We start from the raw sequence: 13,995 nt of genomic DNA, 5'->3' as shown, positions 1-13,995 counted from the left end.
CCCTGACACCAGGAGGTCCTTGATGCCGCTTGCCAGTCTACTCGCCCGATCCGGTGCCCCCCAATCCGGCCGCCAATGCACCCATCCGCAACCACAGGACGCCCCCATGCGTCTCTCCATTGCAGCCCAGTCCACACAGGCCGCCGCCCCGGACCCCCTGCCCCTCTATGATGCGCGCACTTTGACTGACGGCGGCGGACTTGCCCGCATCCGCCTGGCCGACCAAGTGTACACCCTGCGCATCACCCGCGCGGGTAAGCTGATCCTCACCAAATGAGCGACCCAGCACACAGAGGCGGTGCGCCCGTCGGCTACCTGTCAGAACTGGCCCCGGTCGAGGCAGGCGCAGTGCTGTACCTGCGGCTTTGGTGTGACGGAGCCGAGGCCCGTACCCAGGTCTGGAGCGATTTCGCGCGCCATCTGGGACCAGCGCAGGGCCGCCACGCCCTTGGCGCGTTCGAATCGCTGTGCGATCTCTGCGCCCGGCACGGGCGGCGACCGCTGATGCGCCACCATGTCAGCTGCAAATGCCTGGGCGCCGACGAATCCTGCTTTGCCACCTTCATCGGCTACGCCAGCGCCGGCCAGCGTGAGGATGCCATGTTGCTGGCCATGACGCTGGTGCGCCCGGACATGGCCATGTCCCTCACCGGGCTGGCCCAGGAGGTCGGCTTTGCGCTTCGAAAGATGACCCTTGCCGACAGACGGACCGCCCCCGTCCCACCCCGCCACTCTCTTCACTAACGACGACCAAAAGGACACCTGACAGTGACACGCTTGAATACCCTGACCGCCGCCAACGCGCTTGCCCTTTGCGCAGGTATCGGCAGCGCCGCCACCGCCGAAACCGCAAAGGCCGATGTGCTGAACACCTACGCCGACATCGCCCAGGCCACCTACGCCGACAGCCTGATCGCCGCCCAGCGCCTGCGCACCGCGGTTGATGCGCTGATCGCCACGCCGTCGGCAGAGGCGCTGCAAACAGCCAAGGCCGCATGGCTCGCCGCGCGCGTGCCCTATCAGCAAAGCGAGGTCTTCCGGTTCGGCAATGCCATCGTCGACGACTGGGAGGGCAAGGTGAACGCCTGGCCGCTGGACGAGGGTCTGATCGACTATGTCGACCTGTCCTATGGCGGCCCGACCGATGAGAACGCCTTTGCCGCGCTGAACGTCATCGCCTCGACCGACCTGCCACTGTCCGGCACAACTGTCGACGCGACCGACATCACCCCCGCCCTACTGTCCGACACCCTGCACGAGGCCGACGGGATCGAGGCGAACGTGGCCACCGGCTATCACGCCATCGAATTTCTGCTCTGGGGTCAGGATCTGAACGGCCACGCGGCCGGTGCGGGCAACCGCCCCTGGACCGACTACGCGCAGGGCGACGCCTGCACCCACGACAATTGCGACCGCCGGGGCGACTACCTGCGCGCCGCGACTGAACTGCTGGTGTCGGATCTGGACTGGATGGCGGCACAATGGGCCGAGGGCGGTGCCGCGCGGACCCAGATCCTGGCCGACGAGGCCGCAGGCATCACCGCGATGCTGACCGGCATGGGATCGCTGTCCTACGGTGAACAGGCGGGCGAACGGATGCGTCTGGGCCTGATGTTGAACGACCCGGAGGAAGAGCACGACTGCTTCTCTGACAACACCCACAACAGCCATTACTACGACGGTCTGGGCGTGCAGAACGTCTATCTGGGCGAATATATCCGCATCGACGGCACGCTGATCTCTGGCCCGTCGCTGTCCGACCTGGTGGCCGAAACCGACCCGGCGCTGGACACAGAGATGAAGACAAAGCTGGCGGGCACCATGATGGCGCTGGCCCGGATCAAAAGCGCGGCAGAGGCCGGTTTCCGCTATGACATGATGCTGGATCGCGCCTCGACCGCCGGTGAGGCGCTGATCATGGGCGGCGTCGACGGGCTGATCGACCAGACCCGCAGCATCGAACGCGTGGTCGCGACGTTGGGCGCGGGGTCCATCGCCTTTGAAGGCTCTGACAGCCTCGACGATCCCGACGCCGTATTCCAGTAACCTCCCCGGAGCCATCGCCATGGGTTTGTGTCACCACCGTCACCGGGCGTCCCCCGCCTGGCATCTCTCCGCCGCCGCGCTTGTCGCGGCGGCTTTTGGCTCTGCCGCATCGGCGGGGCCATTGGACGAACCGCACCTCAACTTCCTCCCCCGCACGACAGAGGAAACCGCCCGCATCGCCCGCGTGCTGGCCCCGCCAGCCTCGTTTGATGTGCCGCAACGGTTCGAGGACAAGCCCGCCGGCGCCGCCACCGTGCGTGTGACCCCGGACGCCAACGCCTTTTCCCTGCCCTCGGCCAGCCTCGACTTTGAGGGAGAGCTGAATTTCAAGGTCGGCAATGGCCTGTTCCGCAAGCTCTGGGTGTCGTCGCCCTCTTCGACCCTTGCCTCTGACGGATTGGGGCCTCTGTACAACGCCCGCTCTTGCCAGCGCTGTCATATCAAGGACGGGCGCGGCCATGCGCCCGCAAATCCGCAGGACGATGCCGTGTCGATGTTCCTGCGTGTCTCGGTGCCGGGCGGCCCCGACGACATGATCCCCCAGATACAGGATTTCATCGCCACCGCACCCGACCCGACCTATGGCCGCCAGTTGCAGGATTTCAGCCTGCCCGGCCATGCCGCCGAATACCGCCTGCAGGTCGACTATGAAGAGATCGACGTGCCGCTTGAGGGCGGCGAGGTCGCGTCGCTGCGCAAGCCGACCTATACCGCCGCCGATCTTGGCTATGGCGCGCTGCACCCCGATGCCATGCTCAGCCCGCGTGTCGCCCCCCAGATGATCGGCCTTGGCCTGCTGGAGGCGGTGCCTGCGGCGGACATCCTTGAACTGGCCGATCCGCTGGATACCAACGGCGACGGCATTTCGGGCCGCGCCAACGTGGTCTGGTCAAACGAATACGACATGCCCATGCTGGGCCGCTTCGGACTCAAGGCCGGGGCCCCCACGATCCGCCATCAAAGCGCTGCCGCCTTTTCCGGCGACATCGGCATTTCCACACCGCTGTTCCCCGCCGGTTGGGGAGAATGCACCGAGGCAGAGGCCAATTGCCGGTCAGCACCGCACGGCGATGGCGATGACCGCGTGTTCGAGGTCGACGCCGAGGGGCTGGACCTCGTCAGTTTTTACAGCCGCAACCTTGGCGTGCCCGCCCGCCGCAATGTGGAGGCCCCGCAGGTGTTGCGCGGCAAGGAGATCTTTTACGGCACCGGCTGCGTGGACTGTCACCAGCCCGCCTTTGTCACCCATCGGATGGAGGACCGCGCCGAACACAGCTTTCAGCTGATCTGGCCCTACACCGACATGCTGCTGCACGACATGGGCGAGGGTCTGGCCGATCACCGCCCGGAGGCGCGCGCCACCGGCACCGAATGGCGCACCCCGCCGCTGTGGGGGATCGGATTGACGCCGCAGGTCTCGGGGCATGGCACCTATCTGCACGATGGCCGCGCGCGATCGTTGCTGGAGGCGATCCTCTGGCACGGTGGTGAGGCGCAGCTGCACCGCGACAGCGTGGCTGCCATGCCCGCGCCCGACCGCGCCGCCCTGATCGCCTTTCTGGAGAGCCTGTGATGCGTATCCACCTTGTCGCCCTGACACTCGCTGCCTTGCCTGCCCTGTCCGCCCCGCGTGCATGGGCCCAGACCCCCGATGTGGCGGCCATCGTCGATGGCCATGTGCTGCCGCACTACCGGGCGCTGGCCTCTGAAAGCGCGGAACTGGCGGGGGCCGCCGCCGCGGACTGCGCCCCCGACAGCGTGCAATTGCGAACCGCCTATGGCGACGCCTTCGACGCATGGATCGCGGTCAGCCATCTGCGCTTTGGCCCGTCCGAAGCCGACGACCGCGCCTTTGCGCTGGCCTTCTGGCCGGACAGCCGGGGTGCCACGCCCAAGGCTCTTGGCCGTCTGATCAGCGCCGAGGATCCGGTGATCGCCAGCCTTGAGGCGTTCCAGACCGTGTCCATCGCCGCGCGCGGGTTCTACGCGATGGAGTTCATGCTGTATGATCCGCAATTCGCCTCAGTGGGGGACGCGGACTATCGGTGTTCGCTGGTACAGGTGATGGCGGCAGACATCGCAGGCAACGGTGCCGCGATCCTTGCCGGGTGGGAGGACGGCTATGCCGACCTGATGCGGCAAGCCGGAAATGACACCTACCGCACCCCCGACGAAGCGGCCAAGCAACTGTTCACCGCCCTGTCCACCGGGCTGGAGTTCACCGCCGACACGCGGTTGGGCCGCCCCTTGGGCAGCTTCGACACGCCCCGCCCCAACCGGGCAGAGGCGCGCCGCTCCGGGCGGTCATTGCGGCATGTGGTGCTGTCGCTAAGGGCGTTGCGCGACCTTGCGGCGCGGCTGTCGGGGGGCGATGCGGGATTGGACGCCGCGTTTGCGCGCGCCTTGCAGCGGGCCGACCTGCTGGACGATCCGGTCTTTGCCGGGGTCAGCGACCCACAGGGCCGTCTGCGGGTCGAAACCCTGCACCAGCGCATTTCCGAGATCCGCGAGCATGTCAGCAGCCAGCTTGGCCCGCGCCTTGGCATCGCCGCCGGGTTCAACGCGATGGATGGCGACTGATGACCAACCGTCGCCGCTTTCTGGCCGGCGTACTGGCCGCCGGGGCCTGTCCGCGCCCAACATGGGCCGAGGCAGGCGCGCCTGCGTTCCTGTCCGCGGCACGGGCATCCGATGGACGCTATCTATTGTGCGGGCTTCGGGCCTCTGGAGAGGTCGCCTTTACCCTGCCCCTGCCCGACCGGGGCCATGCCGCCGCCGCCCACCCGGTCCACCCTCTGGCGGTCGCCTTTGCCCGTCGCCCCGGGCGCTTTGCCGTGGTTCTGGACTGCGTGACGGGGCAGGAAATCGCCCGGCTGGACGCGCCCGAGGGCCGACATTTCTACGGTCACGGGGCGTTCTCCCCCGATGGCGCACATCTGTTCACCAGCGAGAATGCCTATGACGCCGCGCGGGGCGTGATTGGCGTCTGGTCGCTGGCCTCCGGCAAGCGCCTGACCGAGTTCGCATCCGGTGGCGTGGGACCGCATGACATCAAACTGATGCCGGACGGTCAGAGGCTGGTGGTGGCCAATGGCGGCATAGAAACCCACCCCGACGCGGGGCGGGCCAAGCTGAACATCCCGCTGATGGAACCGAACCTCAGCTTTCTCGGCCTTGACGGCGCTGTGCTGGATCAACAAGCGCTGGACCGCCCCCTGCACAAGAACTCGATCCGGCACCTTGCCGTCGCCCCCGACGGCCTGATCGGCTTTGCGATGCAGTGGCAGGGCGATCTGTCCGACGACCCGCCGCTGTTGGGCCTGACGCGCTTGGGGGAAACGCCGATGCTGGTCACGCCGCCCAAGGCGCAGGCCAAGAGGATGATGGGCTACGCGGGCAGCGTCGCCCTGCTGGCCGACCACAACGAGGTGGCGATCACCTCTCCGCGTGGCGGGCTGGCGCAGGTCTTTGACACCGATACCGGCGCGCTGAAGCGCAGCTTTGACATGGCCGATGTCTGCGGCGTCGCCGCCACGGCGCAGGGGTTCGTCCTGACCTCCGGCACCGGCGACATCACCCATGAGGCGCAGGGCTGGACCACCTCCCACGCCCTGCAATGGGACAATCACCTGGTGCCGGTCTGAGCCCCCTCAGGCCAGCGCCATCGCGGCGCGGGCAATGACGATTTCCTCATTCGTCGGCATGACCAACACCCGCACCCGCGACATGTCGGTGCTGATCACCCGGTCATTGCGGGCGTTGCGGTCCTCGTCCAGCTCTATCCCCAGCCAACGCAGCCCCCGGCAGACCTGCGCCCGCACCGGGGCGGCGTTCTCACCGATGCCCCCGGTGAACACCACCGCATCCAGCCCCTCCAGCGCCGCCGCCAGACCGCCCAGTTCGCGCCGGATGCGAAAGCAGAAATAATCCACCGCCTCCCGCGCGCCGGGGTCTTCAGACGCCAGCAAGGTGCGCATGTCGCTGCTGACACCCGACATGCCCAGCAGCCCGGACTGCCGGTACAGCAGGTCCGATATCGCCGCTGCGTCCATTTTTTCTGAATCCATCAGGTACAGCAGAACACCGGGGTCCAACTGCCCCGACCGGGTGCCCATCGGCAGGCCATCCAGCGCGGAAAACCCCATGGATGAGGCGATCGACCGCCCGCCGAGCAGCCCGCACATCGACGCCCCATTGCCCAGATGCGCCACCACCACCCGGCCCGCGTGCAGGGTCGGGGCGTTTTCGGCCAACGCGCCGGAGATGTAGTCATAGCTCAGCCCGTGGAACCCATAGCGCCGCACACCCTTGTCGTAATAGGCGCGCGGCAGCGCAAAGGTGTCGTTTACAAACGGGTGGTTGCGGTGAAAGGCCGTGTCGAAACAGGCCACCTGCCGCGCGTCGGGGAACGCGCCCAGCGCGGCGCGGATACCGGCCAGGTTATGCGGCTGGTGCAGCGGGGCGAACGGCTCCAGCTTTTCCAGATCGTGCAACACCTTGGAGGTGATGACCGTAGGCGCGGCATAGTCCATGCCGCCATGCACAACCCGGTGCCCCACCGCACTGATCTGCGCATCGGGAAAGCGGCCCGTGATCTCATGCAGCACGGCGGCCAATGCGCCCGCGTGATCCCCTGCCGCGTGCGGCGGCAGCGCGGTGTCGACCAGTGGCACGCCCTCCGCGTCCCGAAGGTGCAGCACCGCAGCCCCCCCGATCTTTTCGACCTGTCCGCCAACAATCAACCCCGGATGCCGCCCCTCGAACAGACCGAATTTCAACGACGACGACCCGGCGTTCAGAACCAGCGCAAAGGTCATCCCTTGCCTCCCGTGATGCGGGCATGGTGCAGAGCCGCCACCGCGCAGGACGCCAGCCGCGACATGTCATCGTCCGCCCGAGAGTTCAGGATGATCGGCACCCGCGCGCCCAACACCAGACCCGCGCTTTCAGCGTGGCTGATATAAGTCAGCTGCTTGGCCAGCATATTGCCCGCGTCGATGTTGGGCACCACCAGCACCTCGGCCTGACCGGCCACCGGGGATGACAGTCCCTTGGTCCGCGCGGCGGCCAGATCGACGGCATTGTCCATCGCCAGCGGCCCGTCCACCAGCCCGCCGGTGATCTGCTTGCGCTCTGCCATCTTGGACAGCAGCGCCGCATCGACGGACGAGGGAATATCCGGGTTCACCGTTTCCACCGCCGACAGCACGCCGACCTTGGGCACCTCGATCCCGATGCTGATGGCGATGTCGATGGCGTTCTGCACGATGTCCATCTTGGTCTTGAGATCCGGCGCGATGTTGATTGCCGCATCGGTAACGATCAAGGGATGCGACAGCCCGGGCACGTCCATCACAAACACATGGGTAAACCGCCGTCCGGCGCGCAGGCCCGCCTGCTTGTCCAGCGCGGCGCGCAACAACAGATCGGTGTGCAGGTGCCCCTTCATCAGCGCGCCTGCCCGGCCTTCGGTCACCAGCGCCACGGATTTGCGCGCCGCAAGCGCGTGGTCGGGTTCGGCGATGATCTCGACCCCCTCCAGACTGCGGCCCAGATCCTCGGCGGCGCGGGCAATCCTGTCCGGATCGCCCACCAGGATCGGCGTGATCAGCGTATGGTCGCGCGCCAGCAGCGCACCGCCAAGCGAGTTGGGTTCCTCCGGCGCAATCACCACTGTCACCAGCGGCGGCAATGGCGCAGCCCGTGCCAGCAGTTTTTCGAAATGGCGGTGGCGCTGGACGATCAGGCCGGGCAGATCGTGACTGTTATAGCTGAGCTTGCGGCGCGGGGCCTCGACCTCGGCCACGCCGGACAGGATCAATGCACCATCGGCGGGGCGCGTCACCTCTGTCGCCAATGTCACTGTGCATTCGCGTTCATTGCGGTCGGTCACGGTGACCCGGCTTTCCAGCTCATCGCCCGCGTGCGCCCGGTTGTGGAACACCAGGCTCTGCGAGCGGTACAGCGTCCCCGCCCCCGGCAGCAGGTTGCCCAGCACGGCGGAAATCAGCGAACCGACAAACATTCCCGGCGCAACTGCCTCATTCACGCCGTCGCCGTCGCCATCGGCGTCAAAGACGTGCATCGGATTGTGGTTGCCCGACACATTGGCAAAGACCAGCAGATCGTCCTGCGTACACAACCGGCGCAGTGTGGCGGTCTCGCCCACGTGCAACTCGTCGAATATCCTGTTTTCAATCTTCAATGCTCAAAGCCTTTTCCTTGTCCCCATCAATCCCGGCGTCCCCCGTCTTGAGGGTGAGTCCCGATCCACGCCGGTTCCCCGTGTCGTCTGAACATCAGCCGGGGCGGGCTATTGTTTGCAGACAAAGCCCGGTGCCACAACAGACCCGCCCACCGCGCCGACCGCGTCGCCCGCACCATGGATCAGGCGGACAAAGTCCGACTTGACGCATATCAACCCGTCAGACCTCAGGTCGGAAATTGTAGACCGGCCCGGCGGTCTGCGCTGGGTTTCGTGGCGGTTCGCCAACGCGTTACGGCCCGACCGCAAGGATCAACCCGCATCACCCCTTCACCGATCGACTAGGAGCAGCGTTTCGCCAGATAGGTGTAACCGTTGTCTGACACCGTCAAAAGATCATCCGCCCCGAGGGAAAAATAGGTAGTCTTGTCCATGCCATTGTCACATCTCACGACATAGGTGGCAGTCGCCCCGCCCTGCCCCACCTGCGGCGGTGTCGTCGTCTGGCAACTGGTCTCGAAATACTCCAGCTTGGTCAAACTGATCGTAAAGGCCGCGCTGGACGGATAGCCGCCATCGTAGACGCATTGCTGATCAAGGCTGACCCATGTTCCGTACATCCCGGACGATTCCGCCAACGCGGGCCCGACCAGGGTCAATCCGGTCGCCAGCGACAGTGCCAGTCTTGCAGACAAATTCATCGTGTTCCCTCCGGCCATGCCGCGCCCCGTCGGCGCGTGGCCCTGAATAGCATTTTTCAATCAAAACGGTGGCACCTCGTCGCCGTCGCCGAGTTTGAGCGTTGAGAGAGGACTTGTCGAGAACGACGTCCGTCCCCGGTCGCCATGAGGCGCACCGATGGTCACCGCGCGGCCCTTCGCCACGACTTCATCTGTCGCTTGGCTCTGCGCGTTCCAGCGGTTAAATAGGCGGTCCACATCACGCAGGGAGCCTTGCCTTGACCACAGCCCAGGACCGCATTCACCGCAAGATCGCGACGGAAATCGGCGCGGCCCCCGGACAGGTTTCGGCCACGGTCGACCTGCTCGACGGCGGCGCCACGGTGCCCTTTGTCGCGCGCTACCGCAAGGAGGCGACCGGCGGGTTGGACGACACGCAGTTGCGCACCTTGGCAGAACGGCTGGGCTATCTGCGCGAGATGGAGGCGCGGCGCGAGACGATCCTTGGCTCGATCCGCGATCAGGGCAAGCTGACCGATGCGCTGGCGCTGTCCATCGCCAAGGCCGAAACCAAGGCCACGCTGGAAGACATCTACCTGCCCTACAAACCCAAACGCCGCACCAAGGCGATGATCGCGCGCGAAAACGGGCTGGAGCCGCTGTTGCGCGCCATCCTCTCCGACCGCCGCGCTGACCCAGAGACGCTGGCCACGTCCTACCTGTCCGACGCGGTGGCCGACACCAAGGCGGCGCTGAACGGCGCGCGTGACATTCTGGTTGAGGAACTCGCCGAAAACGCCGTTCTGCTGGGCCGCTTGCGCGGCTTCATGCGGGCTGAGGCGCGCATCACTTCCAAGGTGGTGGCGGGCAAGGAACAGGAAGGCGCCAAGTATTCCGACTATTTCGACCATGACGAGGCATGGAACAAGATCGCCGCCCACCGGGCGCTGGCGATCCTGCGCGCCGCCAAGGAAGAGATCGTAACCGTCGAGATCGCGCCAGAGCCCGAGACAGGCGTGGACCGCGCCATCGGCATGATCGCGCTGGAGATCGGCATTCCCGGCGACGGGCCAGGGGATCTGTGGCTGCGCAAGGCCGCCACCTGGGCGTGGAAGGTCAAGCTGAGCCTTGCCATGTACGTCGACCTGATGAGCGACCTGCGCGCTAGCGCCTTTGAAGAGGCGATTGCCGTCTTTGCCCGCAACCTGCGCGCGCTGCTGCTGGCCGCGCCCGCGGGCGCACGGGCGACGCTGGGTCTGGACCCCGGTCTGCGGACCGGCGTCAAGGCGGCGGTGGTCGATTCCACCGGCAAGGTGCTGGAAACCGCGACGCTGTATCCGCACCAGCCCCGCATGGACCTGCGCGGCACCGAGGCCAAGATCCTCGAGATGGTCAAACGCCACGGCGTCGAACTGATCGCCATCGGCAACGGCACCGCCAGCCGCGAAACCGAACGCGTGGTCGCCGATACCCTGCGCCTGCTACCCGACGGCGCGCCGCGCCCGGTCAAGGTGGTGGTGTCAGAGGCGGGCGCATCGGTTTATTCTGCCTCTGAACTGGCGGCACGAGAGTTTCCCGATCTCGACGTCTCGCTGCGCGGCGCGGTGTCCATCGCGCGCCGCTTGCAGGATCCGCTTGCCGAACTGGTCAAGATCGAACCGAAATCCATCGGCGTCGGCCAGTACCAGCACGACGTCGACCAACGCAAACTCGGTCAGGCGCTGGAGGCGGTGGTCGAGGACGCGGTGAACGCGGTCGGCGTCGATCTCAACACCGCCTCCGCGCCGCTGCTGGCGCGGGTGTCCGGTCTGGGCACCCGTCTGGCAGAGGCCATCGTGGCACAGCGCGACGCCTCCGGTGCCTTTGCCTCGCGCAAGGCCCTGCTCAAGGTGCCGGGGCTGGGCCCCAAGGCGTTTGAGCAATCCGCCGGCTTTCTGCGCATCCGCGACGGTGAAGAGCCGCTGGATGCCTCGTCGGTCCACCCGGAGGCCTACGGCGTGGCGCGGCGCATCGTAAAGGCCTGCGGCCGCGACCTGCGGGCCATCATGGGCGATGGAACAGCCCTGCAACGCCTGCGGGCCGAGGATTTTGTAGACGACCGGTTCGGCCTGCCCACGGTGCGCGACATCCTTGTGGAACTGGAAAAGCCCGGCCGTGACCCCCGCCCCGGATTCAAGACCGCATCCTTTGCCGATGGCGTCGAAGAGATGAAAGACCTCAAACCCGGCATGTTGCTGGAAGGCACCGTGACCAACGTCGCCGCCTTTGGCGCGTTCGTCGATATCGGCGTGCATCAGGACGGGCTGGTGCATGTCAGCCAGTTGGCGGATCGGTTTGTCAAAGACCCGCATGAGGTGGTCAAGGCGGGCGATGTGGTCAAGGTCCGCGTGCTGGAGGTGGATCTGCCGCGCAAACGCATCGCCCTGTCGATGCGCAAGCAGACCAGCGACGCGCAACCGGACACCGGCTCCAAACGCTCCGCGCCCGCACCGGGACGCGGAAAACACGGTGGCAATCCAACAGGTGGCAAACCCAAAGGTGGTCACTCCAAGGGACCGTCAAATCGTCCGCAGGGCAATGACACCGGCGCGCTGGGGGCCGCCCTTCAGGCGGCGATGAAGAAAAAGACCTGACTGCCGCTCCGATTCCGGGTCGGGGCGGACAGACGCCCCGGCCCTGACCGCCATCCTAGACCTGTGATCGCTGGTTGGGGGGTCGCAACTGGACAAAGCGCAACTAGACAAGCCAATGCCTTGACCGCCGACCGCGTCTCATCGCCCGGATCGGGTCTTTGGGTATATGGATATACCAGTCGTCCAAAATCTGCGGGTGTCGCCATGCTCATGGCTGCCCACCGGGAACATCCCCAATCACATCGGGGTCCACTGATTTCAAAGAGACAAAATGGTGCGGTCGAGACGCATTGAATTGCTGTTCACATCCGTCTAGTAACGCCCATATCTCTCAATGAAACAAAGACCTAACGTCTCGAATTATCCAAAATCGTCTTGACGTGTTCGCCCACATCCCCCAGTTATCGGGGATAAATTGGGGGATATTGTTGGGGACCGAAACTGTGAAATTGAACGCATTGTTCATCAAGAACGCCCTGCCGGGGAAATACGAAGATGGGAACGGATTGCGCCTAGTCAAACGGGCAGATGGTGGGGGGCAATGGGTCTTCAGGTACACCGTTCTTGGACGTAGGCGGGAGATGGGGATCGGCGGGCTGCCCGCGTTGACCCTTAAGGATGCCCGCGAGATCGCAGCTGAATACCGGGCGATGGTCGCCCGGGACATCGACCCGATCGAGCAGAGAAAGAAGAAACGGCTTGACGCCATAAGTCGGCGCAAGGTTTTGAACGACGTTGCGCACGACGCCTTCAAGAGCAGACAGGCCGAACTGAAGGGGGACGGCAAGGCTGGGCGGTGGTTCAGCCCGCTGGAATTGCATGTGCTCCCGAAACTGGGCGACTTGCCGGTCACGGAAATCACCCAGTCCGACGTGCGCGATGCGCTGGAACCGATCTGGAACAAGAAAGCGGCCACCGCCAAGAAGGCCGCAGACCGCCTCAAGATCGTGCTGGATCACGCCGCTGCCCTGGGTTTCGACGTTGACTTGCAGGCGGTCGCGAAGGCCAAAAAGTTGCTGGGACGCCAGCGCCACGAAGTTGTGTCGATACCGAGTATGCCTTGGCGAGAGGTCCCCGCCTTCTACACATCCTTAGAGGACCCGACCGTCACGCACTTGGCTCTTCGGCTCCTGATCCTGACCGGACTTCGCTCGGCGCCTGTGCGATTCGCCAGGCTGGATGAGATTGATGGCGTCGTATGGACCGTCCCGGCCGCGAACATGAAAGCGCGGGTAGGCGCCGCACAAGACTTTCGCGTGCCACTCTCAACCGAGGCGCTGAGGGTCATAGACTTAGCAACGCGGTTCGAGAAAGGCGGGTTTCTATTCCCGTCGGTTCGAAAGACCGCGCACCGCAGCTTGCGGACGATCTTCGATTTTTCCGGTGGCTTCGTCATGTCCGAGCCCTGTGGTTCTTGAGGCCAAAGAACACCCAGCCGTTCCAGCGCGTGCCGGTGATCGCGCGCGCGATGGCCGACAGCGACTTGTAGGGCCGACGCTGAACCACGCGACCGTGCCCGCGCGCTGACGCGCGCATTCACCCAACCCCCTGAAATCGCAGAGACGCGCGACGTCCTGACCTGGCCACGAGAAGGCGCCGGACGCCTGGCCGCAAGGCAGGCGTCCGATGTCCTTCGCGTGGCACGAGATCCGTGATCACCTCATGCATTCATCCTCAAACCTTCACTTCCAGCGCAGTTTCGACGCCGTCCGACGTGCGCAGGTCGCCCTCGCGCCGTTTCGGGATCCGGCGGCCCTGCTGGACGGGCTGCACCGCACGCTCGGCGATCAGGGCCAGAAGAACCTTATCCTCTCCGCGCTCGTCAGGGTGGCGCAGGGCGACGGGCCCGCGTCCGACTGCGCGCTGACGCTGCTGTTGCTGGCGCTCTGGCCCGGCCTCGACGCCATCCGGCGCCGGTCGATCTGGCGCAGGATCGGCACCGCCGACGAGGTGGCGTCCGATGTGCTGGCGCGCACCACCGAGGCGGTCCGCAGGCTCGACCTAGGGCGGGTCAACTGGATCGCCGCGACGGTACTGCGCAACGTCGAGCGCGACATGATCCGGGTGCGCGAGCGCGACCAAGCACGCGAACGTCTCGCCAGCGGCGCCGATCCCGACGAGGTGGCGGACAGCGGCGACAGCGGGATCGGCGCGGCCGGGTACGCGCGGCTGAACGGGGCCGTGCGGAAGCTGCTCGGCGATGACGCCCTGCTGGTGATCCGCGTGGCGATCGAGGGCTTCTCGCAAGCCGAGGTCGCCGTCGAACTGGGCCTGACCGAGGCCGCCGCCCGCAAGCGGTACCAGCGCGCCATGCGCCGACTGAACGACGCCCTCAACCCGGCTTATTCATCCAAATCAGGGGAAATAGCTGGCGTGCCCGCGAAAGCTTTGTAGAATCAAGCTGCTAGACAAAATCCGACAGCAGCCATCG

The 13,995-nt window shown here is 65.8% G+C and carries 12 protein-coding genes and 1 pseudogene; 9 read left to right on the top strand and 4 right to left on the bottom strand.

Features of this window, described 5'->3' with window-relative positions; genetic code table 11:
• Positions 1 to 106 precede the first annotated feature (106 nt).
• From hemP to CHB90_RS11505, 6 genes are read left to right on the top strand one after another with little or no spacing between them, the layout of a single operon-like run.
• Positions 107 to 277: a hemin uptake protein HemP gene (gene hemP, locus CHB90_RS11530; RefSeq protein ID WP_089278025.1), complete on the top strand. Its 171-nt coding sequence runs from the start codon at positions 107 to 109 to the stop codon at positions 275 to 277.
• On the top strand, positions 274 to 744 hold the full coding sequence (locus tag CHB90_RS11525; protein ID WP_089278024.1) for a hypothetical protein: 471 nt from the start codon (positions 274 to 276) through the stop codon (positions 742 to 744). The genes hemP and CHB90_RS11525 overlap by 4 nt, the downstream gene beginning before the upstream one ends.
• Before the next feature lie 24 nt (positions 745 to 768).
• Positions 769 to 2,046: an imelysin family protein gene (locus CHB90_RS11520; RefSeq protein ID WP_089278023.1), complete on the top strand. Its 1,278-nt coding sequence runs from the start codon at positions 769 to 771 to the stop codon at positions 2,044 to 2,046.
• Positions 2,047 to 2,065: 19 nt separating this feature from the next.
• On the top strand, positions 2,066 to 3,619 hold the full coding sequence (locus tag CHB90_RS11515) for a di-heme oxidoreductase family protein (protein WP_089278022.1): 1,554 nt from the start codon (positions 2,066 to 2,068) through the stop codon (positions 3,617 to 3,619).
• The gene (locus CHB90_RS11510) at positions 3,619 to 4,626 is read left to right on the top strand and encodes an imelysin family protein (protein WP_089278021.1); all 1,008 of its coding nucleotides are present in this window, start codon (positions 3,619 to 3,621) and stop codon (positions 4,624 to 4,626) included. The genes CHB90_RS11515 and CHB90_RS11510 overlap by 1 nt, the downstream gene beginning before the upstream one ends.
• Positions 4,626 to 5,690, top strand: coding sequence for a DUF1513 domain-containing protein (locus tag CHB90_RS11505; RefSeq protein ID WP_089278020.1), 1,065 nt, complete (start codon positions 4,626 to 4,628; stop codon positions 5,688 to 5,690). Before CHB90_RS11510 ends, CHB90_RS11505 begins: the two co-directional genes overlap by 1 nt.
• Before the next feature lie 6 nt (positions 5,691 to 5,696).
• Here CHB90_RS11505 and CHB90_RS11500 read toward each other — a convergent pair whose 3' ends face one another.
• From CHB90_RS11500 to CHB90_RS11490, 3 genes are all read right to left on the bottom strand, one after another.
• Positions 5,697 to 6,863 (bottom strand): acetate/propionate family kinase, encoded by a 1,167-nt coding sequence (locus CHB90_RS11500; RefSeq protein WP_089278019.1) that lies wholly within the window; start codon positions 6,861 to 6,863, stop codon positions 5,697 to 5,699.
• Positions 6,860 to 8,251 carry a bifunctional enoyl-CoA hydratase/phosphate acetyltransferase gene (locus CHB90_RS11495; RefSeq protein ID WP_089278018.1) on the bottom strand — a complete coding sequence of 464 codons (1,392 nt, stop codon included), beginning with the start codon at positions 8,249 to 8,251 and terminating at the stop codon, positions 6,860 to 6,862. Before CHB90_RS11495 ends, CHB90_RS11500 begins: the two co-directional genes overlap by 4 nt.
• 341 nt (positions 8,252 to 8,592) lie before the next feature.
• Positions 8,593 to 8,952 (bottom strand): hypothetical protein, encoded by a 360-nt coding sequence (locus CHB90_RS11490; RefSeq protein WP_089278017.1) that lies wholly within the window; start codon positions 8,950 to 8,952, stop codon positions 8,593 to 8,595.
• A 257-nt stretch (positions 8,953 to 9,209) separates the two neighbouring features.
• Here CHB90_RS11490 and CHB90_RS11485 point away from each other — a divergent pair, with 257 nt between their 5' ends.
• Positions 9,210 to 11,564, top strand: a complete 2,355-nt coding sequence (locus CHB90_RS11485; RefSeq protein ID WP_089278016.1) for a Tex family protein — start codon at positions 9,210 to 9,212, stop codon at positions 11,562 to 11,564.
• A gap of 443 nt (positions 11,565 to 12,007) precedes the next feature.
• Positions 12,008 to 12,982 carry a tyrosine-type recombinase/integrase gene (locus tag CHB90_RS11480; RefSeq protein WP_089278078.1) on the top strand — a complete coding sequence of 325 codons (975 nt, stop codon included), beginning with the start codon at positions 12,008 to 12,010 and terminating at the stop codon, positions 12,980 to 12,982.
• Here the strand turns inward: CHB90_RS11480 and CHB90_RS11475 are convergent.
• Positions 12,957 to 13,064, bottom strand: a pseudogene (locus tag CHB90_RS11475) (DUF2924 domain-containing protein); the annotation flags it as partial. The gene CHB90_RS11480 and the pseudogene CHB90_RS11475 sit on opposite strands and share 26 nt — an antisense overlap.
• Positions 13,065 to 13,190: 126 nt before the next feature.
• Here CHB90_RS11475 and CHB90_RS11470 point away from each other — a divergent pair.
• The gene (locus CHB90_RS11470) at positions 13,191 to 13,958 is read left to right on the top strand and encodes an RNA polymerase sigma factor (RefSeq protein ID WP_089278015.1); all 768 of its coding nucleotides are present in this window, start codon (positions 13,191 to 13,193) and stop codon (positions 13,956 to 13,958) included.
• Positions 13,959 to 13,995: the final 37 nt, after the last annotated feature.

Origin of the sequence: Antarctobacter heliothermus (genome assembly GCF_900188425.1) — a bacterium.
GTDB lineage: Bacteria > Pseudomonadota > Alphaproteobacteria > Rhodobacterales > Rhodobacteraceae > Antarctobacter > Antarctobacter heliothermus.
The sequence above is the reverse complement of the archived record's forward strand: the minus strand, read 5'-3'. Positions and strand labels throughout refer to the sequence as shown.